The 23,822-nt window shown below is 46.9% G+C and carries 20 protein-coding genes and 1 tRNA gene; 9 read left to right on the forward strand and 12 right to left on the reverse strand.

What is annotated here, in order from left to right:
* Positions 1-74: 74 nt before the first annotated feature.
* Positions 75-1,319 (forward strand): beta-ketoacyl-ACP synthase II, encoded by a 1,245-nt coding sequence (fabF, locus tag CWM47_RS29310; protein ID WP_100992136.1) that lies wholly within the window; start codon positions 75-77, stop codon positions 1,317-1,319.
* A gap of 646 nt (positions 1,320-1,965) precedes the next feature.
* On the opposite strand, the gene CWM47_RS29315 is transcribed toward fabF, so the two are convergent.
* Positions 1,966-2,038, reverse strand: a tRNA-Met gene (locus CWM47_RS29315).
* Positions 2,039-2,183: 145 nt separating this feature from the next.
* On the opposite strand from CWM47_RS29315, the gene era reads away from it, so the two are divergent.
* The 3 genes from era (at position 2,184) to CWM47_RS29330 (ending at position 5,304) form a co-directional block, all read left to right on the forward strand.
* Positions 2,184-3,104 (forward strand): GTPase Era, encoded by a 921-nt coding sequence (gene era / locus CWM47_RS29320; RefSeq protein ID WP_100992137.1) that lies wholly within the window; start codon positions 2,184-2,186, stop codon positions 3,102-3,104.
* 187 nt (positions 3,105-3,291) lie between these two features.
* On the forward strand, positions 3,292-4,599 hold the full coding sequence (gene der, locus CWM47_RS29325) for a ribosome biogenesis GTPase Der (RefSeq protein WP_100992138.1): 1,308 nt from the start codon (positions 3,292-3,294) through the stop codon (positions 4,597-4,599).
* A 396-nt stretch (positions 4,600-4,995) separates the two neighbouring features.
* Positions 4,996-5,304: an ArsR/SmtB family transcription factor gene (locus tag CWM47_RS29330; RefSeq protein ID WP_100992139.1), complete on the forward strand. Its 309-nt coding sequence runs from the start codon at positions 4,996-4,998 to the stop codon at positions 5,302-5,304.
* An 86-nt stretch (positions 5,305-5,390) separates the two neighbouring features.
* On the opposite strand, the gene ruvB is transcribed toward CWM47_RS29330, so the two are convergent.
* Together ruvB and CWM47_RS29340 are read right to left on the reverse strand one after the other, a co-directional pair.
* Positions 5,391-6,419: a Holliday junction branch migration DNA helicase RuvB gene (gene ruvB, locus CWM47_RS29335; RefSeq protein WP_100992140.1), complete on the reverse strand. Its 1,029-nt coding sequence runs from the start codon at positions 6,417-6,419 to the stop codon at positions 5,391-5,393.
* Positions 6,420-6,517: 98 nt separating this feature from the next.
* Positions 6,518-10,186 carry a PKD domain-containing protein gene (locus CWM47_RS29340; RefSeq protein WP_240625516.1) on the reverse strand — a complete coding sequence of 1,223 codons (3,669 nt, stop codon included), beginning with the start codon at positions 10,184-10,186 and terminating at the stop codon, positions 6,518-6,520.
* A gap of 232 nt (positions 10,187-10,418) precedes the next feature.
* On the opposite strand from CWM47_RS29340, the gene CWM47_RS29345 reads away from it, so the two are divergent.
* On the forward strand, positions 10,419-11,450 hold the full coding sequence (locus CWM47_RS29345) for a PorP/SprF family type IX secretion system membrane protein (protein WP_100992141.1): 1,032 nt from the start codon (positions 10,419-10,421) through the stop codon (positions 11,448-11,450).
* Between the two features lie 170 nt (positions 11,451-11,620).
* Here CWM47_RS29345 and CWM47_RS29350 read toward each other — a convergent pair whose 3' ends face one another.
* The 3 genes from CWM47_RS29350 to ettA are packed head-to-tail and all read right to left on the reverse strand — an operon-like array spanning position 11,621 to position 14,028.
* Positions 11,621-11,857 carry a hypothetical protein gene (locus tag CWM47_RS29350; protein ID WP_100992142.1) on the reverse strand — a complete coding sequence of 79 codons (237 nt, stop codon included), beginning with the start codon at positions 11,855-11,857 and terminating at the stop codon, positions 11,621-11,623.
* Entirely contained in the window at positions 11,854-12,336 is a 483-nt protein-coding gene (locus tag CWM47_RS29355) for a DUF6932 family protein (protein WP_100992143.1), read from the reverse strand. Before CWM47_RS29355 ends, CWM47_RS29350 begins: the two co-directional genes overlap by 4 nt.
* Positions 12,337-12,360: 24 nt before the next feature.
* Positions 12,361-14,028, reverse strand: coding sequence for an energy-dependent translational throttle protein EttA (gene ettA / locus CWM47_RS29360; RefSeq protein WP_100992144.1), 1,668 nt, complete (start codon positions 14,026-14,028; stop codon positions 12,361-12,363).
* A gap of 74 nt (positions 14,029-14,102) precedes the next feature.
* Here ettA and CWM47_RS29365 point away from each other — a divergent pair, with 74 nt between their 5' ends.
* The 4 genes from CWM47_RS29365 to CWM47_RS29380 all read left to right on the forward strand — a co-directional run bounded on the left by CWM47_RS29365 (position 14,103) and on the right by CWM47_RS29380 (position 16,716).
* Entirely contained in the window at positions 14,103-15,380 is a 1,278-nt protein-coding gene (locus CWM47_RS29365) for a DUF349 domain-containing protein (RefSeq protein WP_100992145.1), read from the forward strand.
* Positions 15,381-15,484: 104 nt separating this feature from the next.
* Positions 15,485-15,760, forward strand: a complete 276-nt coding sequence (locus CWM47_RS29370; RefSeq protein WP_100994110.1) for a hypothetical protein — start codon at positions 15,485-15,487, stop codon at positions 15,758-15,760.
* Between the two features lie 34 nt (positions 15,761-15,794).
* The gene (locus tag CWM47_RS29375) at positions 15,795-16,247 is read left to right on the forward strand and encodes an NUDIX domain-containing protein (protein WP_100992146.1); all 453 of its coding nucleotides are present in this window, start codon (positions 15,795-15,797) and stop codon (positions 16,245-16,247) included.
* A 22-nt stretch (positions 16,248-16,269) separates the two neighbouring features.
* Positions 16,270-16,716, forward strand: a complete 447-nt coding sequence (locus tag CWM47_RS29380) for a DUF1572 family protein (protein WP_100992147.1) — start codon at positions 16,270-16,272, stop codon at positions 16,714-16,716.
* Positions 16,717-16,725: 9 nt separating this feature from the next.
* On the opposite strand, the gene CWM47_RS29385 is transcribed toward CWM47_RS29380, so the two are convergent.
* The 6 genes from CWM47_RS29385 to accC form a co-directional block, all read right to left on the reverse strand.
* Positions 16,726-18,108: a sodium:solute symporter family protein gene (locus tag CWM47_RS29385; protein ID WP_100992148.1), complete on the reverse strand. Its 1,383-nt coding sequence runs from the start codon at positions 18,106-18,108 to the stop codon at positions 16,726-16,728.
* Between the two features lie 87 nt (positions 18,109-18,195).
* Positions 18,196-18,519, reverse strand: coding sequence for a hypothetical protein (locus CWM47_RS29390; protein ID WP_100992149.1), 324 nt, complete (start codon positions 18,517-18,519; stop codon positions 18,196-18,198).
* Positions 18,520-18,573: 54 nt separating this feature from the next.
* On the reverse strand, positions 18,574-19,428 hold the full coding sequence (locus CWM47_RS29395) for an inositol oxygenase family protein (protein WP_100992150.1): 855 nt from the start codon (positions 19,426-19,428) through the stop codon (positions 18,574-18,576).
* A gap of 82 nt (positions 19,429-19,510) precedes the next feature.
* Positions 19,511-20,599 (reverse strand): serine hydrolase domain-containing protein, encoded by a 1,089-nt coding sequence (locus CWM47_RS29400; RefSeq protein WP_100992151.1) that lies wholly within the window; start codon positions 20,597-20,599, stop codon positions 19,511-19,513.
* Positions 20,600-20,604: 5 nt separating this feature from the next.
* A complete protein-coding gene (locus CWM47_RS29405) occupies positions 20,605-22,242 on the reverse strand; it encodes a sodium/sugar symporter (protein WP_100992152.1) in 1,638 nt (545 codons plus the stop codon).
* A gap of 154 nt (positions 22,243-22,396) precedes the next feature.
* On the reverse strand, positions 22,397-23,740 hold the full coding sequence (gene accC, locus CWM47_RS29410) for an acetyl-CoA carboxylase biotin carboxylase subunit (protein ID WP_100992153.1): 1,344 nt from the start codon (positions 23,738-23,740) through the stop codon (positions 22,397-22,399).
* Positions 23,741-23,822: the final 82 nt, after the last annotated feature.

A 23,822-nucleotide genomic window follows, 5' to 3' on the forward strand; every position in this document is an offset into this window, starting at 1 on the left:
ACTATTTTTTTATCTACTAAAAATCAACCGGCTCTGGCGAGTGAAGTAGCCGGGGTGGTTCAATCGCGAATAGCATGTTACATCGAGTTGTAATTACGGGTATGGGCGCCCTGACACCGCTGGGCCATGATGTACCCACCTTTTGGCAAAACGTAGTTGCCGGGCAGTCGGGGGCCGCTCGCATCACGCGGTTTGATGCGTCTCTGTTTCGGACTCAGTTTGCCTGTGAGCTTAAAAACTATACCGCATCCGCCTATTTAAGCCACCAGGACATCAAGCGAACCGATCGGTTTACCCAATATGCCCTGATTGCGGCCGATCAGGCTATTGCCGATTCGGGGTTTGACCTGGGCCAGATGGACCCCTTTGATGTGGGTGTTATCTGGGGTTCGGGCCAGGGTGGTATGGACGTATTTGAAGAGCAGGTCAGCGAGTATGTCCGGGGTGACGGGCACCCTCGGTTCAGTCCCTTCTTTGTGCCCAAGCTGATCATCAATATGGCCTCGGGGATGATCTCCATTCGACACGGGTACATGGGTATTAATTACACAACGGTTTCCGCCTGTGCCACCTCCAATACGGCCCTAATGGACGCCTTTACCTATATCCGGCTGGGCAAAGCCAAGATTATCATCAGTGGTGGTTCGGAAGCACCGATCACACCGGCCTCGTTTGGTGGGTTTAGTGCGCTGAAAGCGATGTCTACCCGGAATGATGATCCCACCCGGGCGTGTCGGCCCTTCGATACCGGGCGGGACGGATTTGTGATGGGCGAAGGGGCCGGGGCCTTGGTCTTGGAGGAATACGAACACGCCGTTCAGCGGGGTGCCACCATTTATGGTGAACTGGTCGGAGCAGCCATGACGGCCGATGCCTATCACATGACGGCCACCCATCCGGAGGGTATTGGCGCGCTGAAATCCATGCAACTCGCCTTATCGGAAGCCAGGCTGACGATAGCGGATCTTGATTACCTGAACCCTCATGCCACCTCCACCCCCGTTGGCGATCTGTCGGAGGTCAACGCCATCTCGAACCTGATCGGTCACCAACCAACCCGGATGAGGATGAGTGCCACCAAGTCAACAACGGGTCATTTACTGGGTGCCGCCGGTGCCATCGAAGCCATTATCTGTTTGCTGAGTATGCGGGACGGTATTATTCCGCCGACTATCAATACGACGCAAGTTGATCCCCTCATTCCCGACACTTTACAGATTGTGTTGAACGAAGCGATTCAGATGCCGGTCCAAACGGCGATGAGTAATACATTCGGTTTTGGGGGCCATAATAGTACGCTCGTATTTCAGAAAGTGTAACTGTTTTTGTGAAAATCAGTCGGACGTTTAATTGAACAATGGAAAAGTAGAAGGAAAGTGGCGAAAATCTGCCTTGTTGCGTTCAATAAATCCGTGCAGTTTACTAGTTCAGTGTTTTCCACCGAGTTGAGGTTTATTTGGACGGTTTTTACAAATGCTACTAACGCGAACAAAATAGCAAAAAAGGACCTCTTTTATTTTCGCCTGCAATTGTCCACTTTAGGCTAACGACGTAAGTAGGACTTGCCCCCTTTAACTGGACACTCAGTTAGATCATGCTTAACTTAATGTCCAGTCAAAGGGAGCAGGTCCACCTTTGAGTATATCGAGGGTTGGTACAACCGCCAACGGAAACATTCGGTGTTGAATTACTGTACACCCAGTCAGCAGGAATCTTATTTTTACACTTCCTCAATGGCCGCCTAAAAAATCTCCACTATACTATTGCAAGTCCAGGATTAAGTGACAGGTAAGTTTAACATATAGATATAGGATAGTGGCTATAAACAGCTTTCGGGCTTGTTTATAGCCACTATCCTATTAGAAATTACTCTGTTTTTGACTAATTCAGTACACAAACCCGTACACGATGAAAAGAGAAAAACCCTTAACTAACTGATTAACAGTTAATTAAGGGTTTCTTGAGTAGCGGGAGCTGGACTCGAACCAGCGACCTTTGGGTTATGAGCCCAACGAGCTACCAACTGCTCCATCCCGCGGTGTTTGGTCTGCAAAAGTAGGCAAACTTTATAGAATAACAAGTACCTTTGCAAAAAAAAGTTTTAATCACTTCCGAAACGTTTTCTTTCTAAAGAGAGTTGTTTCCGAAAGCCGCTGGTAATCAGCCAGCGGGATCACCTAAGAATGAATACACAAACCATTGCCAATTTCCCAGCCGATCATAAGGCTGGCTTCGTTAGTATAGTCGGTAAGCCAAACGTAGGCAAGTCCACACTGATGAATCAACTCGTCGGGGAGCGGTTATCGATCATCACCGCTAAGGCACAGACCACCCGCCACCGCATCATGGGCATCCTCAACGGAGTTCATAATGGCCAGGAATTCCAACTCGTTTATTCTGATACACCCGGCATCATTAAGCCATTGTACAAACTCCATGAGTCCATGATGAGTTTTGTTCGTGGTTCTATTGAAGATGCCGATGTGGTGCTGTTCGTAACCGACATTTTCGAGCAACATGACGAAAACGACGTGATCGAGCGACTTCAGAAATCTGAAGTCCCTGTTATTCTGATCATCAACAAAATTGATCAGGCAACACAGGATCAGGTAAATGAGAAAATAGACTACTGGCAGGAGCATTTTAACGCGCAGGAAATCATCCCTATTTCGGCGTTGAACGCGTTTAACACGGAGCGTGTGTTTGAAGCCGTTATGAGCCGACTGCCGCAGCACCCACCCTATTTTCCGAAAGACGAACTAACCGACAAACCCGAGCGGTTTTTTGCGTCAGAAATTATCCGGGAGAAGATCTTCCTCAATTACAAAAAGGAAGTACCTTATAGTAGCGAAGTCGTTGTTACGGGATTTAATGAAAAGGATGATATTATTGTCATTCAAGCCGAAATTCTGGTTGAACGAGCTACGCAACGGGCCATTTTGCTTGGCGAAGGCGGCAAAATGATCAAGAAAACGGGCATTATGGCTCGTGAAGAACTCGAACGCTTCTTCGGTAAAAAAGTATATCTCGAACAATTCGTTAAAGTAGAACCCGATTGGCGGCAAAAAGAGCGTATGCTCAAGCGGCTGGGATATGATGAATAATATGTAAGAGCTGGGCGTGAGGAGCTATCCAACGGCATAATATGCGTCAGTTCTCCTAACTCCTCACACCCAATTTCTCCAAAACAAAAGGAGATACAGACAAGGAACAGAGCGTCTGACGCCGGCATACCATGAACGCGCCAGTCCTCCTCACTCCTCGCTCCCAACTCCTCACTCCTTAAAAAAAATGGCAAACATCGTTGCAATCGTTGGCCGCCCAAACGTGGGCAAGTCCACGCTGTTTAACCGCCTGACGGAACAGCGGCAGGCCATCATGGATAACCAAAGTGGTGTTACACGCGACCGGCATTATGGCACGGCTGAGTGGAACGACAAGTATTTTACGGCCATCGACACCGGTGGTTATGTGGTTGGCTCTGAAGATATATTCGAAGAGTCGATTCGCGAACAGGTGGAAATGGCCATTCAGGAGTCGACCGTATTGCTGTTCGTAGTGGATACGCAAACGGGTATTACGGGCTTGGATGAGGACTTCGCCGATGTATTGCGCCGGTCGAAAAAGCCGGTCTATGTAGTCGCCAATAAGGCTGAAACCGCCGAACGCGCCCACGGTGCCGCCGAGTTTTATGCATTAGGCTTAGGTGACCCTTACGCTATTTCGTCGCAAACCGGCACCGGTACGGGCGATTTGCTGGATGAAGTAGTGAAGCATTTTCAAACGCCAGGCGTCGAAAATCCTGATGCCGGTGTTCCGCGCATTGCGATTCTTGGCCGCCCTAATGTTGGAAAATCTTCTTTCCTGAACGTGCTTACCGGACAGGAGCGCAGTATTGTAACCGATATTGCAGGTACCACTCGCGATGCCATTAACACACGGTACAGAGCTTATGGTAAAGACTTCATTCTGACCGATACGGCAGGTATTCGACGTAAAGCAAGGGTCGATTCGAACATTGAATTTTACTCCGTCCTGCGCTCCATCAAAGCCATGGAGGATTCGGATGTGTGTATCATATTGCTCGATGCCACGCGAGGCTTAGAAGCCCAGGACCTGAACATTATTGGCCAGGCGGTGAAAGCCAAGAAAGGCGTCGTTATCATGGTCAATAAGTGGGACGCTGTCGAAAAAGATCATCGCACCGCCGATGTGTTGCGCAAAGAGATGATTCAGCGGATGATGCCGATTGACTATGTGCCCATTATTTTTGCGTCGGTCCATGAAAAACAGCGCATTTTCCAGGTTATGGAAAAGGCAATGGAAGTGTATGAAAACAAGACGAAGAAAATTGCAACCTCTAAACTAAATGAGGTTATGCAGGCGGAAATTGAAAAATATCCACCACCGGGCGTAAAAGGCAAGTTTGTGAAAATTAAGTATATGGTTCAGGTACCTACCCCTTCGCCAACGTTCATATTTTTCTGTAATCTGCCGCAGTATGTTCCAGAAGCGTATCAGCGTTTTTTAGAGAATAGACTTCGCGACCACTTCGATTTTACAGGTGTACCGATTACCGTCTTTTTCAGACAAAAATAAACTTTGTCTGAGTCAATGAGGAATGGCATGGTCAGGAATTGGGGAAGGCAAACGAAAACGGCTGCCTTCCCCAATTCCTGACCCTTTTTTGTACACCTGCTTTTGTAATAAACTATGCTTTTGCAACCCTTTCGTTCGTTAAACGGTATAGATAAATGTCTAATTGGGTGGTGTGCTAACTTCAACTGAGTAATATATTACAGATTGAGTATAAACACCTAATAACACATCACCTTACTTACCATAAAGTTACCAAGCGGACACATAAACCTATTGACATACCCTAATAGGATTTAAAAAACAACCATTAAATAAATTACTTCTCACTTTCAGGCTGTTAGTTGCTAATATGCGTTACCTTTCATTTACTATACCTTTTCGCTAAACGATATTCTTATGGCCATTGACAAAGTAATAGACGACGAGAAGCGCATCGATAAAGCCGCGTATGTACTCAAAGCGGTCGCCCATCCTTTGCGCATCAGAATCATTCAAATGCTGAATGATAACAGGGAACTTAATGTGTCAGCGATCTATAAAAATCTGAATGCTGAACAATCGCTTATCTCGCACCATCTTATCAACATGCGCGATAAGGGAATACTTGACATTCGGCGGAGTGGTAAAAATATTTACTATTTTCTGGTTGATTCAGCCGTAGCCGAAATAATCGAGTGCATTTACAAGAGCAAAATCCTTAACTAGGTAGCTCATTACCAGTAACAAAACGTGTCCCCGGAGAGCCATTAACGAATGGTTTTCCGGGGACACGTTTTTGTATTGAGTATTAGTTATCCGAACAACTCAGCAGCCTTATAGGGCGGCACAATGCCGAGGTGAACATAGGCCCGTTCGGTTGCTTCCCGACCACGTGAGGTGCGTTTCAGAAAGCCTTCCTGGATTAAGAAAGGTTCATAAACTTCTTCGATCGTTTCAGACTCTTCACCGCAGGCGGTAGCAATAGTTGAGAGACCTACCGGCCCACCTTTGAATTTCTCGATAATGGTTGTCAGAATACGAATATCCATATCATCCAGCCCATACTGGTCAACTTCAAGTGCGCTCAGTGCTATTTCGGCGATTTCTACGTTGATGTAGCCATTTCCTTTAACCTGAGCAAAATCGCGGGTACGGCGTAGCAGGTTATTGGCGATCCGTGGTGTCCCCCGGCTACGTCGGGCAATTTCGTAGGCGCCAGATTCATCAATGGGCGTTCCCAGAATTGCCGCCGACCGCTGTACAATGGTCGTGAGCAATTGCGCATCGTAATACTCCAATCGGGCACTAATGCCAAACCGCGCCCGCAAAGGCGATGTAAGCATACCTGCACGGGTCGTTGCACCAATGAGTGTAAAAGGATTTAACTTGATCTGAACGGTTCGGGCATTAGGGCCGGAATCGAGCATAATGTCAATCTTATAATCCTCCATTGCCGAATACAGGTACTCTTCCACAATTGGGTTGAGCCGGTGTATTTCGTCAATAAAGAGGACATCGTTTGGCTGAAGATTGGTTAGCAAACCAGCCAGATCACTGGGCTTATCCAATACCGGACCGGACGTCATTTTAATACCCGCACTAAGTTCGTTCGCAATGATGTGCGAGAGTGTCGTTTTGCCTAAGCCGGGAGGGCCGTGTAACAGCACATGGTCGAGTGCTTCGCCCCGTTGCATGGCCGCTCTAACAAACACTTCGAGGTTGTCGAGTATTTTTGACTGCCCCGTAAAGTCTTCGAACGATAAGGGCCGGAGAGCCCGTTCAATTTCTTTGTCGGTACTGGTCATCCCGTCGCCTGAACCTTTCAAAAAGTCGTTTCGCATGGTTTTGATTCGTGCAGTCCCGCTTCTATACTACCTGCAAAGCAGGCAATTTCGGCCGAGTCGTTTACCTCAAATTTACACAAAAAACAGGAGAATTACTACCGAATAAGTAGTACAGAACCTCGTTTTATGACCCGCTCCCGATCAGGGAAAAACTCGCTTTTGAAGATGACAACATAAGGGTAAAGCATCGCTGGATAAATGGCTCCCCGGTAGGTTCCATCCCATTTTTGCTCAGGGTTGTTACTGGCAAATATCACCTCTCCCCACCGATTATAAACCCTGAATTCATAGTCAGTGATGTAAGCTGTAAACACCTGTAGCAGGTCATTCATACTATCGCCGTTGGGCGTAAACGCTTCCGGCACATTGACCCTTGGTTCGCATAAATTCAACACGCGGGCCAGACCCACAGCCGTACAACCCAATGGGTCTGTTACCCGTATCGAATAGGTTCCTGCCTGCTGAACCGTTATGGTTTTCGTCGTGTCGTTTCGATCTACCCACAAATAGCTTAGACCGGCAGCCCCGCTAGCCGAAAGCTTTGTTGTTTCCCGATCGCCTTCGCAAAGAGATGCCTGCTGTGTGTATGAAAAGGCCGGTGGTGGCCGGTTATCAACACGAATGCTGGCCTGGCCTACGCAACCTGATAAGGTGTTTCGCAAAACCAGACTGTATGACCCCGTCTGTGTTACAGAGATAGTTGGGCTTGTAGCACCTGTACTCCATTGATATACGTTGCCGGGAATATCACCCGTTTGAGGCACCAGCGTTACAGCACTACCCACACATTTGAGGGTGTCGGGCCCTAACCGGGCAAATCCGGTGCTGTCCAACCCTACCTTTATGCTGTCCTCCAGCGCTTTACACCCATTTATGTCAACCACCTGTACGGAATAAAGTCCCGGTGCAGCCTGGCCGAACACAGCCGTTGTCGACACTACTTTTCCCGTTCCATCCAGCCATGAATAACTTGCGGCCGTTCCTCCCGAGACAGTCAGTGTAATAGTACCGCTATTTGGTATGCTACATAAAGCTCCTTTTACAATAGGGGTGAGCTGCAGCTGGTTTGCTGGTGATTTCAACGTGAAGCCTGTATCAGCTTTACATTCATGAAGTGTATCGGTTACGCTAACTTTATAACCGCCCTCAACAAGACCCGTCAGTTGGTTCGAGCTATCCGTTCTCGCTACGCCATCCGAACCCGTCCAGGCATACGTGTACGTTCCGGCGGGAGTCGTGGTGAGTACAATAGAGCCATCTGCCGATGTACAGGCTTTGGGGCCTGTGAGAGCTGCCCGCATTTGAATTTTGGGTAGTTCAGCGACCTTGATTGTGTCCGAGTTTACGCAGGTCGTTCCATTAACCGTTGCCTGAGCAGTTACCGAATACACCCCGGCCGCTGCTACAGAAATTGTCTTTGTATTCCCTCCATTACTCCACTGGAATTGCGTCCAGGTTTTCTGCGGAACGGTAAGGTCTACCGATGCTCGATAACAGAAAAGTGTATCGGGCCCTAAGTCAAGAGAGGGCACCGGCTTTATCTGTACTTCGATGGTGTCACTCTTGAAACATTCGCCATTTGCGGCTATACCAACCGCTATGTAATAGCCCGGCCTGTTTAATGTCAGGGTTCGTTGCCTGCTGACTACCGCGCCATTGACGACCCAGACGTACACTTTGGCCTGTACCTTAATATCGAGCGTAATTCCCTTTTTATTACAGATCGCGGTATCGGCCCCAAGCTTTATATCAGGGGGAAGTTCGACAATTGTCAGCGTGTCTTTAATGAGCGTATCCTTACATATAGCGCCTGTGCTGGTTTTCGTAATGATGCGCAGGCTGATAAAATATGGACCAGGCGTTTTATATGCGTGCGTTATGGGTTGCGTTGATGTGGTGGATGTGGGGCGACTACCATCACCGAAGTCTAATGTATAGGCTTCTTTTAATTTAGGGCAATTAGGACTTATCTGGAATACAGTAGGCGCATTAACGCATGTATCACTATAGGTTATTCCCGGCCCGCTGGAGTTATCGTTGAAATTAGCGACCAGGTTCGGTAATCCTAATTGGCTTGTCTGCCCACCCAATGATTGACCGGATGGATTAAAAACCAGGCTATCGAGCAAGCCACCATTTGGATTTTCAATAGTGCCGAGCGAACTACTTCCCTTTATGGCAACATATATTCGCCCGTCAGGCCCAATCTGAAGGGAGCCATATTGCCTTGTTGTACTGCTATCAATAACTGTTTTTGAGTTTGTCAGCAAGGAGTCCTTCTGATTCAAATCATATTTTAGAATATACGATGATCCTTTCTGACTACCGTCGGAATTGGTATCGGCCAGCATTGTAACGTATAGACTCTTGCCGTCAGGCGAAAACTCAACCCCATAGGCTTTGGGTGGCGCCGGGCCAAGATCGAGCGTTCGATCAAACTTCATTACGCCTGTTGAGTCATTAAACGTATAGAGATCAACAGAATTCTTGGGCGGCCCCGGAATAACAACGGCCATCGGACGATTACCGTTGTTACCGCCCGTCGTATCGGCTGGCCCAATTTTGATGTAGCCTTCAGCATTAGACAGTGAATCAATAGCCTGACCGCCATTGTATGTGGTTAGAACTGGCGATTCTGCTTTCGTTAAATGCCGTATCTCAAATTGGTTCGTTCCATATTTCCGGGTGATGACCCAGAAAGTTGAGTCGCGGGTATTTTCTACAGACGCCGATTGTTCTGTACCCTGGGTTGACAGAGGAACGTTCTTTTCAACAATGGCCCCTTTACCCCCATTCTGGCGCATATCGACCACGCTATACGTGAGTGTCTTTTGCCCGCGAATTTCGGATGTTGTATACACATAGTACAGATACTCACAGCCCCGACAGGTAGGTTTTGGTACAATCAGAGCCGATTGGGTTGAATTCTTACTTCCATCCAACGGCTTTTGTGTAGCTAGTGTATCGCCCGGCACAAGCGACTTCATCGGAATGCCACTTTTGTCATAAATGGTAATCCCGTCGGAGTAAAAGAGTAAAACCCCTTTTGTGTTAGCGATAGATGATGAGCCTTCTATAGTGCTTAATTTACCATCTGTGATGGGTTTTGGGGTACCCCCGCCACTAAAATCCAGACCGGCATTTTGACCAAAATACCATTTAACACCCTGAGATTCTTTTTTCTCTCCGCAAACGTCAACATTGATGCGATCCTGATAGGAGCAGCCAACGGAATTAATAACTTCTACTGAATAACAACCGGAACTATCGACTTGTATACTTTGTGTTGTATCGCCCTTGGGATACCAAATATACCGAAGTCCCGATTGAGGGGGAGCCCCGGCATAAGGATCTAAAGTTATTACTTCACCTTTACAAATTGTGGTATCTGTTCGCCAGTTGGCAAATGATTGTGGCCGGTTACCAACATACACTGGCGGACTTGATACTGTTTGTGTTACTCCATTGACTGTTCGAGTTAGGGTAACTTTATATGTACCAGGTGTCTGGTAAACGTGTTTGGCGACCGAGTCCCGCTGTGTAGTCAGCGTTGTTCCATCGCCAAAATCCCAGACGCGGGTTGTTGTACCCGTCAACACACTATCCGTAAAGACTGCGGAGTCGGCTTTACACTCCAGGTCGGGCACACAAAATTTACCACTGACTTTAAAGCCTGTCTGTGCCCAGGACGTAACAGGCCCGGCCAGCAGGAACAGCATGGCCAGAAGTCCAATTAACCGAATATGCTTTATAAAAATTAACATGAAGAAACGCTGAATAAAGCCCACCCTCTCAAATTCAATCCTCAACATAACAACAACAGGGGCATTACGTTAGTATAAACGACGTTGTTCAATTAAAATTTTATTGGATTACAACCACAAAAGCGGTTAAAATCCAACTAATTTTAGAGGTTAATGCTCTACTAAATACTTCGTTTGCACTACTAACGTTGCATCAATAATATTGGCCCAGTCTTTGCCCTGATCTGCGATTATGCTTAACAAATACATATTAACAATTTTGGTGCTGACCCTGGCGCGAACGGCATTTGCTCAGGACCCTCAGTTTACTCAATTTTATGCGGCTCCGCTCTATTTAAACCCCGCTTTTGCTGGATCGGCTTTAGCACCACGCATTACAGCAAACTACCGAAATCAATGGCCGGCCATCACGAATTATGTTACAACAATGGTTGCTGTAGATCACTTCATTGAAAAATATAGCAGTGGTGTTGGCCTACTTATCCAAAGCGACAACCAGGGTCAGGGAAGGATTCAATCAACAGACATAGGGTTGCAATATGCATACCAGTTTCAGGTTAGTGAATCCTCATTTGTGCGGCTCGGCTTACAAGGCTCCTACGTTAACCGTAGTGTTAACTATTTTGGTTTAACAACAGGTGATCAATTTACAGACCGTGGTTTCATAACTGGCAGCGTTTCTGGCGACCCAACCTTGCAGGGAGGTTTACCAACCAAGAAATATATGGATTTTTCGACAGGCGGTCTGTTTTATTCTGACTGGTTTTGGTTAGGCGCATCGGCGCACCACATTAATCGACCCGATCAGGGATTTTTTATTGGTGAGCGGGAACGCCTGCCTATGAAAACCAGCATTCAGGCCGGACTGAGGATTCCGCTTGGGGGCTTTACAGGCCGGGCCGACGAAGAGGATCGTGAGATTAGCTTCTCGCCCGTTATTATGTACAAGCACCAGGGAAAGTATGATCAGTTAGATTTAGGGGCTTATTTGACCTATTCCCCATTAACAATCGGCGCTTATTATAGAGGGATACCCTTCAAAAAATATAATCAAACGTTGAACAATCACGATGCTGTGGCTGCACTGATCGGCTGGCGTATGGAGAAGTTTTCCATCGGTTACAGCTACGATATGACCATTTCAACCTTAGGCAACAGTGGTGGCTCTCACGAACTATCGTTGTCTTACATTTTCGACAAACCCGAAGGCCGTCGGGCGGGCGTGAAACGCCGGGACAAGAAACTGCCCTGCCCTAAGTTTTGATAATAATCATATTTATAAGAAGCGGGTGGGTTTTTATACCCGCCCGCTTTTATTTTACGCCAGTTTCTTGTACTTAATCCGAGTCGGTGTAGCGTCGGTACCCAGGCGTTTGCGTCGGTTTTCTTCGTATTCCGAGAAGTTGCCTTCAAACCAGTAAACTTGCGAGTTTGCTATGGATGGGTCAATAAAAGCTCTTCAAGAACTGGTTTCAGTTCAAGTGCCAGTAATGTGCTATCTAACTTATCCAGCAAATCGACTTTTTGACTAATCAATTGCTGGAGCATAAAGTCATCCCAGTTAACTTCATATGTTTTATCTGAGAATTGACGAATCTGCTCATTAATACGCCGTATGCGTTCCAGCCTATAAACAAGTTCGTCAAGTGTTGGCAGTTCCTGTGAGCTCATGAGAAATGTAATTTAACAATGCCTTTCGGATCGGTGTTCTTTTCTATTGACGAGCTAAATGTGTCAATCCAATACTGGTAATGCGCTTCAAACTTTGCCTGATCAGGATTTGATTCATCAGGGATCAGAGAAAAGAAAGTATGCAAGCCCGATTTTGCCGAGGAAAACTCATACCGCTCAAATAATTCCCTTAACGACTGTTTCAACGTGTTGTTCTGCTCAAAAACATACGGAACAAACGTCACAATATCAATATCTTGCGGCCAAGTCTTACAAGTTACGAAACTGCCCCCAATCAATTGAAAAAAAGGCTGTTCGACAATTTTAAGCAATTCAGATACATACAATTTATATGATTTGAAAAGACCTCGTCGGTGAGGTTCATTATTCATTCCAGTAAATATCTCCTCGAATTCATCAACTGTTAAGATATATAGGCCGGGTGGCGAGATATACCCAAACTTATTAAAACTGATCATCAGCCATTCACTTTAACGGCACCTTTACGCCAGTTTCTTGTACTTAATCCGAGTCGGTGTAGCGTCGGTACCCAAGCGCTTGCGTCGGTTTTCTTCGTATTCCGAGAAGTTGCCTTCAAACCAGTAAACTTGCGAGTCGCCTTCAAAAGCCAGAATATGTGTGGCAATACGATCCAGAAACCACCGATCGTGGCTGATGACTACGGCACAACCAGCGAAGTTTTCAAGCCCTTCCTCCAGCGCCCGCAACGTATTGACATCCAGATCGTTGGTTGGCTCATCGAGCAGCAACAGGTTGGCTCCTTCTTTGAGAATCATAGCCAGGTGAACACGGTTACGCTCACCACCCGACAGAGTTCCGATTTTCTTTTCCTGATCGGCTCCGGCAAAGTTAAAGCGGCTAACGTAGGCACGAGCGTTAGACTGTTTACCACCCATCATAATCCACTCGCTACCGCCCGAAATCGTTTCGAATACTGTCTTGCTGGGGTCAAGGCCATCGTGTTCCTGATCAACATAAGCCACCTTTACCGTATCGCCCACATCAAATGTGCCCGCATCGGGTTTTTCACGACCGGTAATCAACTTGAATAATGTCGTTTTACCAGCTCCGTTTGGCCCGATAATGCCAACGATACCACCTTGTGGTAGTCGGAAGCCTAAATGTTCAAACAACAGCCGATCACCGAATGCTTTGGCGACGTCCTCCGCTTCAATCACTTTCGCACCAAGGCGTGGCCCAGCCGGAATAAATATTTCGAGTTTATCGTCCCGCTGTTTAGCATCTTCGTTCAGGAGTTTCTCGTAAGCGCCCAAGCGGGCTTTTGATTTAGCTTGGCGGGCTTTGGGCGCCATTTTTACCCACTCAAGCTCGCGCTGAAGCGTCTTTTGACGTTTCGATTCGGTTTTTTCTTCTTTCGCCAGGCGGTTTTGTTTTTGTTCCAGCCAGGACGAATAATTTCCTTTCCAGGGAATACCCTCTCCCCGATCGAGTTCAAGAATCCAGCCAGCTACATTGTCCAGAAAATAGCGATCGTGAGTGACAGCAATGACCGTACCTGCATACAACCGCAAATGTTCTTCCAGCCACAGGACTGATTCGGCATCGAGATGGTTGGTTGGCTCATCAAGTAATAAAACATCAGGTTGCTGAAGCAACAGTCGGCAAAGCGCTACCCGGCGTTTTTCGCCCCCGGAGAGGTTGTCTATCAGGGAATCGGACGGAGGGCATCGCAGCGCATCCATAGCCCGTTCGAGTTTCTGGTCAAGCTCCCACCCGTTGAAATGGTCAATCTTTTCCTGAACCTCCCCCTGCCGGGCAATCAGCTTATCGAAGTCAGCATCGGGGTCGCCAAATGCCTCGTTGATTTCATCAAATTCTTTCAGCAGATTAACGACCTCCTGGACCCCTTCTTCTACAATTTCCCGCACAGTCCGACCCGGTGTAAATTGCGGTTCCTGCTCCAGCATTCCAACCGAATAGCCTGGAGAAAAGACCACTTCACCGGTATAATTCTTGTCCATACCGGCAATGATGCGTAACAAAGTAGATTTACCGGAACCATTCAGACCTAAAACACCAATTTTAGCGCCGTAAAAGAAGGAAAGGTATATGTTCTTTAGGATTTGTCGGTTAGGCGGAATATTTTTACTCACGCCGGCCATTGAGAAAATTATGGTTTCCTGACTCATTAAAATCTGATAGATTTGTGGTTGGCATTAATGTCCAAATTTAACCCACAGCGCAGCCTTAACCAAGCACAGTAATGGAAAACGCTTCACTGGTAGACGAATACGGTTACGTCAAAGACGGAAAGGTATTTTTGAAAGGCTACCTGAATTATGAAGACCGCCAGATCGGCGAAGTCAAACGAACCGAGCAGGAAGCGCTCGATTATTTCAAAAACCGCTTCATAATCGCTGAAAACAAAGTAAGCCAGCTAGAAAAGGACATTGAAGAAGCCCAAAACAAAGGCTCTTATTTGACCAAACTGGTTCAACTCCGTAAGAAGCTTCTTGGCTTCGACGCACTCGGCGATTTCCCACCCCTGCTCGACCGTTTAGATGAACAAGAGAAACTGTTGGCCGATTTAATTACGGTCAATCAGCTCAAAAATCTTGAGATTAAACGGGCACTTATTGCGGAAGCAGAAGCAGTGGTGGATAGCACAGAATGGCGCGAAACGGCTGATGTGCTGCAGGAGATAAAGACCAAGTGGATCAAAACCGGTCCAGTCGATAAAGCCGCAGATGCCGAGGTTGAAGGTCGTTTTCAAGAACTTCTGGATGGATTCTTTACGCGTCGGCGTGAATTCTTCAACGAGCAGAATAAAGTCATTCAGGAACGGCTCGACAAGTATGATGAGCTTATCAGACTGGCGTTCCGGGCCAATCGCCTTGGCGATCTGGATGCTGCCTTCCAGGAAGTGCGCAAACTCAACAATGCTTGGAAGGTGGTTGGAGAGGTGCCGATCAAGAAGAGCGGTAAACTGTACAAGCAGTTCAAGAAAGCGACAACTATGTTTTACGCCAAGTACAACGACGCGAAGGGCATTGTTATCGTCCCCAAAATTGATCCGCGTATTGAAGCCCAGATGAAAATGGCCGAAGAGGTTGAAAGACTGGCGAAATCATCAGACATTTTTGCTGCGGCAGAACGGGCCAAAGTTCTGTTGAACAGCTGGAAAGAAATTCGGGTGCCGTTTAAGTTACAGGACAAAGTTGTTAACGAACGCTTCCGGGCCGCCTGCGACAAGATTTTCGAATTGAGTTATCTTGGCCGCGTACTTACCCGGAAATATCCTGCCTTTGAGCTTAAAAGCCAATCTGAACAAATCAGAACAAAAATTCGGGAAATGGAGTACCTCGTTAAGCGAGAGAAAAACGACCTGCAATTTGCTTTACAGGACGCCGATGGCCTTGACCCGAACAAAGACGAAGACAAGCAAATCCTGAATAAAATCAATACCCAACGTCGCAAAATTGCGATGAAAGAAACTATTCTGCGCGAATTGCAAAAGGAATTGGAAACGGCAGGTTATTAATTTTCTTGTCTGTCATGCTGATGGTTGGAAGCATAACAAAAACACGAAACGTGCCCCGGTTTACTACTGGGGCACGTTTCGTTTATAAGACTTGTTCTACTGACATGGAAACCAATCTAAGTAATTCCGATTTTATTGTTGATAAAACTTCCTTTAGGACAGCGATTATTCCCGGCAAATTTGTTCGACTTGAATACCTAACCGATTTAAACGAATTTATAAAAGCCGACGTAACCATCAAACAACTTCTGACTGAAAATGGCGTCGAATCACTGGAACTAGCCACCGGTGACGTAGTGCCTTTAGACCGAGTGGTCAGTATTTCGGGTAAGTTATCGCCCCGCTATCCGGGCTATGGGAATTACTCCTGCGATTGTTAATTTGGCAGGAATTTCCTGATTTATAGTGATTATTATGAAAGTTCGTCCGTCTGCTCTCATCTGGCGTCAGTTTACTGGCCAGACCCAAATCCTGCTTATGCGCTACAATTATGGCGGTCAGGACGTTTACGCCTTGCCCGGCGGTAATCCCGATCGGGGGGAAATTCTTACGCAGACTGTTATTCGGGAAATCCGGGAAGAGTTAGGTGTTTCGGTTGAGTTGGGCGAGATGATCCTAGCGGGAGAGATGCTTTTATCAGAACGTAATGACGATGTATTGCACGTAGTTTTTGCCGCTCGCAATCTTCAGGGCGAACCAATACTCAATTCCGACGAAACAACCGCGCTCAATCTAGTCTGGATACCGGTTGATGAATTAGACAAGCTTAACCTTTATCCTAATATTGGGGCAAGACTACAGCCCTGGTTTAGTAGTGCCACTTACTTGGGCTACGTTGGCAGGATTGAGCAACAGTATTTTGGATAAAAAATTATTCATCTCCCCACGTATGCTCATTCAAACCCTAAAAACGCTATTTCAACGGGATCTTACCCGTTTAAGAAAGGAGATTGACTTATACAAAAACGAAGCTGTTATCTGGCAGATTGAAAAAGGAATTGCCAACTCGGCCGGTAATCTGTGCCTGCATCTGGTGGGCAATTTGAACACTTACCTTGGCGCAGAACTCGGCAACACAGGCTATATCAGACAGCGTGAATTAGAGTTCTCTTCAAAGGATGTTCCCAAAACTGAACTTTTGCGGAAAATTGATGATACACTTATCGTTGTTAATACGGTGCTTGACCATCTTACCAGCCACCAATTAGAGGCAGAGTATCCACAATTGGTTTTTGAAGAAAAGACATCGACGGCTTATTTTCTGGTGCATTTGACAACACATTTAAGCTATCATCTCGGCCAAATTAATTACCATCGGAGATTGCTGGATGTGTAGCTCCTAAAGCTAAAGTTCTACAAACTGAGGCTTACTCATAAAACTCCCAACGACCATTGCCACGGTACTGGCTACTAATCCCCATAGCATTGGCGAATGCTCCGTATCTAACCACAGGCAGCCAAGCCATACACTAAAGCCTACTGTCATTGACAAGAGACAACCTGTAAGTGTAGCTCGTTTCCAGTAAATTCCAGCAGCCAGTGGTACGAACAATGAGACCAAACTAAAGGCTGAGGATTCGCTAACAAGATCAAAAATATTGGTATTACGGCTAATGCTCATCCCGACGCAGATAATGGTAATCAGCACCACCATCCATCGAATACTTTTCAATAAGGCCTGATCTGTAATGTCGGGCTGGAAGAACTTCATTATGTTCTCTCCAAAAACGGTTGCTGGTGCCAGTATAGCGCCACTCGACACACTTAGAATAGCCGACGTAACGGCCCCAAAAAACAAGACTTGCAAAGGCAACCCGCCATGACGCATCACCATATTTGGAATAATGAGTTGGTTGTCTTTCGGTAAATCGGGATGAAGCAGCTTTGCACTCAGCGCAATAAAAAGGGGCAGCATAGCAATGGTCAAGTACATACCCGATGCTAGGAAGGACGCCCGAACAGCCGTTTTCTCTGTCTTTGCAGCCATAACCCGCTGAAAAACGTCCTGTTGCGGAATAGACCCCAGCCCTATGGTCATCCAGGCGGCAATATAGGCGAGCCAGTCTTTAGTAGTGGATTGGGGCAAAAAGCGGAAGAAGCCCACAGGTGTTCGTTTTTGAATATTTTCCCATCCACCTACCTCGCCCCAAAGCATTACGCCCAGTACAGCTAAAGCCAGAATAATGATAAGGTTATGAAAAAAGTCTGTAACAGAAATCGACCACATGCCACCCAGTAATGTGTACGCCATCACGATAGCTGCACTACCAATAATACAGTACTCGCGCGGAATATCTGTTACAACGCTCAACACGATACCAATAGCCACAAGCTGAGCCGCAATCCAGCTAAAGTAAGAGGGTATTACCATGATGGCTGATAGTAGTTCGGCTGATCGTCCATATCGAATCCGGAAGTAGTCGCAGAATGTAATGATATTCAGGCGGTAGAGCGGGCGGGCGAAGAAAGCCCCCACCAGAAACAGGCATAATGATGACCCAAAAGGCTCTTCAATGACTGCCAAAAAGCCTCCCTCCACGAACATAGCCGGTGCACCCATTATCGTTTCGGAGCCAAACCACGTTGCAAAGGTTACAGAAGCCGCCAACATAAGGGGTAATCGACGACCGGCCAGTACAAAATCCTGCGAGGTTGTTACACGTCGAGCCGCCCAGGCCCCAACCGCTACGTTGGAAAGTAAATAAAGCGAAATAAAGAAGAGGAGCATTGACCAGTGGTTAAACACAAAGGCACAAAATATACAAATACGCTCTGTATAGCTTGTGCCTTACTAATTTTTAACGTTAATCCTGCTTTAAGGAAGCTTTTCCTGCAAATAGGCAAGAACTAATTGTAGTGTTTGTTTTATAGTGCCAACGTCCAGCTTTAGTTCGCTAACATCCTGCTTCAATACGCTTACATCCTGCTTCAATACGCTTACGTCTTGCTTCAATATGCTAACATCCTGTTGCAATACACTTACGTCCGTTTCCAATCGGCCAAGTCGGGCATTAACTTGTTTAAATCCTTCAGTTTGATCACGACGAATAGCGCGTACATCAACTGTGAGGTCAGCCACTGCGCGGGCAGTCGTGGCATTTTGTCTTTCAACCTGCTCAATGCGTTCTTCCAGATACATACTATACTATTTTCGGTGGGAGTTCCTTTTGAGCAGCAATTATAACAATAATAGTTACAACCGCAATGTGGCGGGCAAATACTTGGCTATCAATTCTTCGTAATAAGGTTTTAATTCACTAACAACCGGTGGCTTCGGACTTTTTGAGTACAGATCATATGGATTGAATTTACGCACCCATTTGAACATTTCATGGTCATGCTCATCCATCAAATGATTATAAGCCTCCTCGCGGTGCTGCGAATAAAACGAGTGATAGCGCATCATGTACAAAGCTGGCTCAGGAAGGTAATTCTTCATGATCTGGTACAGATACTCGTCGTGCCCCCATGACATATGCACGTTGCGCAACCCACAATTAGGCTCATAAACGCCGTATTTCGTGTTATAGCGCTCATCGTGAGCGTCAGGGTTATTGGCAAAATATTCAGGATAGACAATCTTATCTGAATGTTGGCAACCTACAGGGAATGTATCCCCCACAACGGCCCATTGCGGCTCACCAAACAGGCAAAGCACTTTACCCACATCGTGCAGAAAGCCCGTTAGTACGAACCAGTCCGGGTGGCCATCAGCGCGGATGGCTTCGGCCGTTTGCAGTAAGTGCTGAAGCTGGTCAAGGTCTGTGTCTGGATCGGAGTCGTCTACAAGTGTATTCAAAAACTCCATTGCCCCCCAAACAGGCAGTTCTTTTTTGTCGAAAGCCAAAAATTCGCGTTCCTTCTCCCGTACGAAATCGTATGTCTGGTAGGTATGGTTGAGTCGGTAAAACTCCCGAACTGTGTCGCGCTCCGGCGAGTCATAATTTCGGTAATCTTCTTTTGATTTATGCTCCGGTTCAGGGTAGCGGCTCAGCACATCGTCTTCCCATTGATCGAGGCTGGTAAGGGGAGCGGTTTCACTAATCATGGTCAAATGGATTTAGAACACAAAATTATCAATTAATTGCTGTCAACCAGTGAGATAGATCAAAAGTTATCGTTCGGAACAGTTACTGTGTCAAGTCATCTAACGTTAAAATAGTGGCAAGTTCAGGGTAGCCCGCGTCAACGAAAATTTTTATAATTGCCAACGCATTGGCTTTGTTATCGGCTTTATTAGAAAAACAGGCCATCAGAAACCGTTTCGACGGTATACTCACAACGTAATTGTTAAAGCCACAGGTACTTCCTGAGTGGAATAGAATTGGCTTATCGGGCTGTTGGTAAAACCAACCTGCAGCATAATAACTCCCCTTTGTTTGTGGAATGGATTTCCCGGTTCGTAGTAGGGCCTTGGGCAAATCAAGCAATGAACCGGTTCGAAGCGCATCATTCCATTTCTGATAGTCAGTCAACGACGTATATACTCCGCCATCTCCTTTGGTGGCGCTCGTTACACTCTGGTCAGAGAAGACAAATGCATTGTCTTTTTTTCGATAGCCCATCGCCCGGTTCGGTATCGGTCTTCCTGCTTCATAAACACTCGACTGATTCATATGCAGCGGCTGAAAAATTCGCTGTTTTAAAAACGAAACGAACGGCTTCCCCGACACGCGCTCAGTAATCAATGCGAGTAAGCAGTAAGCCGAATTGCTGTATCGAAATTGGGTACCCGGTTCGAAATAAAGTGAGTCATGAGGTTGTATCAGCATTAACACATCGGCATCTGACAGTTGTTTTTCCTGCTTAGGACTCATAACGGCCTCATAATCCAGAATGCCAGAGGTATGTATCAACAAATGCCGAATCTGTACTTGTCGACCCACATGCGGATTGAATTCGGGAAAGAATTTAGTCAATGGATCATTTAACGATAACTTTCCATCTTTCTCCAGCAACAGAATACCCATTGCCGTAAACTGCTTTGAGACAGACGCCATTCGGAAGTTCGTCTCGGGTGTAACAGGCGCCCTCGTATCTGTGTTCGCCAGACCATACCCCTGATTATATGTCGTTTTCCCGTCAATAATCACCAGCAAGGCAACCCCCGGCATAGCAGGCGGGTTAGCCAGTCTCATCAAAGAATCCAGTCGTTCCCGTACTTGTGCCGCTGCCGACAGTGAGACAAGCAGAAGCCCTATAACTAGTGATTTTGACATTAGTTCTACCAGAACTTAATATATAATACAGCCAAAACAGCGAAAATAACGACCGACCCAGCCACAAATGATGGTGTTACGCGGAACATTTTCTTGTCGACGATAACGCTTTTCCCGTTTGCGTAGCCTGCCGGATCCGTTAGCGATACAATCACCATGATGACCATGTCGATACAGAAAACGAGGGTTGTCCGGTGTAGAAAGGGGATAGAATCAACCTGAACATCGATGAGTCCCATTACTTCCGGCCAGAATTTGAGTAAGGTCGAAAACGGAATTGTCAGGATAGCTACTGCCATAGCGGCCCGGTTTGTGGCGCGTTTCCAGAAGAAGCCTAACAGGAAAATGGCGAATACTCCCGGCGTAATAAAATTGGTGTACTCTTGAATGTACTGATATACCTGGTCAAGCGAGCGGAGCATGGGAGCCAAGGAAATAGCCACCCCAAACGACGCAACAATAGCCCACCGACCCACATTGACCAGTTTCTGTTCCGACGCCGATTTGTCTATATATTTCTTGTAAAGATCGAGCGTAAAAATTGTTGAGATCGAATTGCATTTACCAGCCAATGAAGCTACTACAGCGGCTGTTAGGGCAGCAAACGCCAACCCTTTCATCCCTATGGGTAACAGATTCATCAAAACGGGATAGGCGTGGTCGGGTTTAACTACGCCCGACGCGTCGGTCATGGCATTATGAAATGGTCCGCTTTGGTATAGTACAAACGCGGCAATGCCAGGAATAACGACAATTATGGGAATCAAGAGCTTCAGGAAGGCCGCAAACAGAATGCCTGATCGGGCAGTTTTCAAATCGGCCCCCAGTGCCCGTTGTACGATGTACTGATTACAACCCCAATAGGATAAGTTGTTGATCCACATACCACCCGTTACCAATGCCATACCTGGCAGAACTTCATAATGAGGATGTCCCTTGGGGAAAAACATGTGAAAATGACTGTCAGCTTGTTCTCGAATGGCCACCAAGCCATTCCAGACGCCTGAAATACCTGATTCCTGCGCAACCAGTTGCAAGGCCAGATAGGTAACGACTAAGCCGCCAAAAATTAGTACAACAACCTGAATAACATCGGTATAACCAATTACTTTCATTCCCCCCAATGTGATAAAGATGGCAAACAACGCCAGTCCAATTGTGCAGGTTGTGAAAGAGATTCCTACAAGCGACTCAATCGCAATTGCCCCTAAGTAAAGAATAGACGTCAGGTTAACCAGTACATAAACTACCAGCCAGAATACCGCCAAAATGGTGCTGACGGTATCGCTGTACCGTTGCGCCAAAAACTGCGGCATGGTATAAATGTGATTTCGGAGATAGATCGGGATAAAAAATACGGCGACAATAATCAGGGTTGCCGCAGCAAACCATTCATAAGAAGAGATAGCCAGTCCCATTGCAAAGCCGGAGCCAGCCATACCAATAAAATGCTCGGCCGATATATTCGAGGCAATTAGCGAGGCACCGATGGCCCACCACGTTAACGACCCTTCGGCCAGAAAAAAATCGGTCGTGTTCATCTGAGCCTGACGTTTCCGCCGATAGACCCAGTAACCATACCCAACAACAATGATGAAGTAAACAAAGAAAACAACGTAATCGGCAGTAGCGAGGTGATTCATGCAGGAAGTACAAAAAACGGGGTGTCCTGACACTAAAGCAGGACACCCCGTTTTTTTAATGTAGCGCGGGAAGAAACCCGCGACTATGTGTCAGCAATGTTAAAGGCTAGTCGCAGGTTTTTCCGGCAACAGCCGACCGTCCGCCTTACCTATATTATAACTTGCTAAAGTCAAACGTTTCCAGAAAGGCCGTTGTGAACTGACCCGAGCGGAATTGGGGATCGTCCATCAGACGGATATGGAATGGAATCGTGGTTTTGATCCCTTCAATAACAAACTCCTGTAAGGCCCGCTTCATCCGGGTAATGACCTCTTCCCGCGATTGACCCGAAACGATCAACTTGGCAATCATCGAATCATAGTTCGGTGGAATGGTATACCCGCTATAGACGTGGCTATCAATCCGAACGCCATGTCCACCGGGGAAGTGAAGATTGGTGATCTTACCGGGCGACGGCCGGAAACCATTAGCAGGGTCTTCGGCATTGATCCGGCACTCCATCGCAAACAGTTTCGGCGTGTAATTACGGCCCGAAATTTCAGCTCCGGCAGCAACTTTGATCTGCTCTTTAATCAGGTCAAAATCCGTCACCTCTTCGGTAATGGGGTGCTCAACCTGAATCCGGGTATTCATTTCCATGAAGTAGAAATCCCCGTGTTTGTCGACCAGGAACTCCACCGTTCCGGCTCCTTCGTACCCTATGGCTTGCGCCCCTTTGATTGCAGCCTCCCCCATCTTCTCCCGAAGTTCGGGCGATACAACCGGCGAAGGTGTTTCTTCGATCAGCTTCTGGTGCCGGCGTTGAATCGAACAATCGCGCTCAGACAAGTGGCAAACTTTACCGTACTGATCGCCTACGATCTGAATTTCGATGTGGCGGGGCTCTTCAACGAATTTTTCCAGATAAAGTCCGTCGTTACCAAAGGCAGCACCCGCTTCAGTACGAGCGTCATTCCAAGCTTTTTCGAATTCTTCTTCAGCCCGCACAATGCGCATACCACGTCCACCACCACCAGCTGTGGCTTTCACAATAACGGGATAGCCCATACCTGCCGACAGCTTCTTACCCTGCTCAACGGATTCAAGTAGCCCCTCGGAACCGGGAATAACCGGAACACCAGCAGCTCTCATGGTTGCTTTGGCCGTAGCCTTGTCACCCATACCGTTAATTTGTTCAGCGGTGGCACCAATAAATTTAATGCCGTAGTCGGCGCAGATTTGCGAGAATTCAGCATTTTCAGACAGGAACCCGTAGCCGGGGTGAATGGCATCAGCACCGGTAACTTCGGCAGCCGAGATAATATTAGGGATACTTAAGTAAGATAGTTTGCTGGTAGGTGGGCCAATGCAAACAGCCTCATCGGCAAAACGCACGTGCAAACTATCGCGGTCGGCGGTTGAATAAACAGCCACCGTTTTGATGCCCATTTCGCGGCATGTCCGAATAATTCGCAGGGCAATCTCTCCCCGATTGGCGATTAATATTTTTTTGAACATAAGTTTAAGAGCGAAAGAGCGAAAGAGCGAAAGAGTGAAAAATAGCATAGGCTAGTGTTTCACTCTTTCGCTCTTTCGCTCT

This window comes from Spirosoma pollinicola (assembly GCF_002831565.1).
Classification (GTDB): Bacteria; Bacteroidota; Bacteroidia; order Cytophagales; family Spirosomataceae; genus Spirosoma; species Spirosoma pollinicola.

Excerpts from the sequence above, each read along its gene's own strand:
- fabF (WP_100992136.1), top strand. The coding sequence starts at position 75 with ATGTTACATCGAGTTGTAATTACGGGTATGGGCGCCCTGACACCGCTG.
- era (WP_100992137.1), top strand. The coding sequence starts at position 2,184 with ATGAATACACAAACCATTGCCAATTTCCCAGCCGATCATAAGGCTGGC.
- der (WP_100992138.1), top strand. The coding sequence starts at position 3,292 with ATGGCAAACATCGTTGCAATCGTTGGCCGCCCAAACGTGGGCAAGTCC.
- CWM47_RS29330 (WP_100992139.1), top strand. The coding sequence starts at position 4,996 with ATGGCCATTGACAAAGTAATAGACGACGAGAAGCGCATCGATAAAGCC.
- ruvB (WP_100992140.1), bottom strand. The coding sequence starts at position 6,419 with ATGCGAAACGACTTTTTGAAAGGTTCAGGCGACGGGATGACCAGTACC.
- CWM47_RS29340 (WP_240625516.1), bottom strand. The coding sequence starts at position 10,186 with ATGTTAATTTTTATAAAGCATATTCGGTTAATTGGACTTCTGGCCATG.
- CWM47_RS29345 (WP_100992141.1), top strand. The coding sequence starts at position 10,419 with ATGCTTAACAAATACATATTAACAATTTTGGTGCTGACCCTGGCGCGA.
- CWM47_RS29350 (WP_100992142.1), bottom strand. The coding sequence starts at position 11,857 with ATGAGCTCACAGGAACTGCCAACACTTGACGAACTTGTTTATAGGCTG.
- CWM47_RS29355 (WP_100992143.1), bottom strand. The coding sequence starts at position 12,336 with ATGATCAGTTTTAATAAGTTTGGGTATATCTCGCCACCCGGCCTATAT.
- ettA (WP_100992144.1), bottom strand. The coding sequence starts at position 14,028 with ATGAGTCAGGAAACCATAATTTTCTCAATGGCCGGCGTGAGTAAAAAT.
- CWM47_RS29365 (WP_100992145.1), top strand. The coding sequence starts at position 14,103 with ATGGAAAACGCTTCACTGGTAGACGAATACGGTTACGTCAAAGACGGA.
- CWM47_RS29370 (WP_100994110.1), top strand. The coding sequence starts at position 15,485 with ATGGAAACCAATCTAAGTAATTCCGATTTTATTGTTGATAAAACTTCC.
- CWM47_RS29375 (WP_100992146.1), top strand. The coding sequence starts at position 15,795 with ATGAAAGTTCGTCCGTCTGCTCTCATCTGGCGTCAGTTTACTGGCCAG.
- CWM47_RS29380 (WP_100992147.1), top strand. The coding sequence starts at position 16,270 with ATGCTCATTCAAACCCTAAAAACGCTATTTCAACGGGATCTTACCCGT.
- CWM47_RS29385 (WP_100992148.1), bottom strand. The coding sequence starts at position 18,108 with ATGCTCCTCTTCTTTATTTCGCTTTATTTACTTTCCAACGTAGCGGTT.
- CWM47_RS29390 (WP_100992149.1), bottom strand. The coding sequence starts at position 18,519 with ATGTATCTGGAAGAACGCATTGAGCAGGTTGAAAGACAAAATGCCACG.
- CWM47_RS29395 (WP_100992150.1), bottom strand. The coding sequence starts at position 19,428 with ATGATTAGTGAAACCGCTCCCCTTACCAGCCTCGATCAATGGGAAGAC.
- CWM47_RS29400 (WP_100992151.1), bottom strand. The coding sequence starts at position 20,599 with ATGTCAAAATCACTAGTTATAGGGCTTCTGCTTGTCTCACTGTCGGCA.
- CWM47_RS29405 (WP_100992152.1), bottom strand. The coding sequence starts at position 22,242 with ATGAATCACCTCGCTACTGCCGATTACGTTGTTTTCTTTGTTTACTTC.
- accC (WP_100992153.1), bottom strand. The coding sequence starts at position 23,740 with ATGTTCAAAAAAATATTAATCGCCAATCGGGGAGAGATTGCCCTGCGA.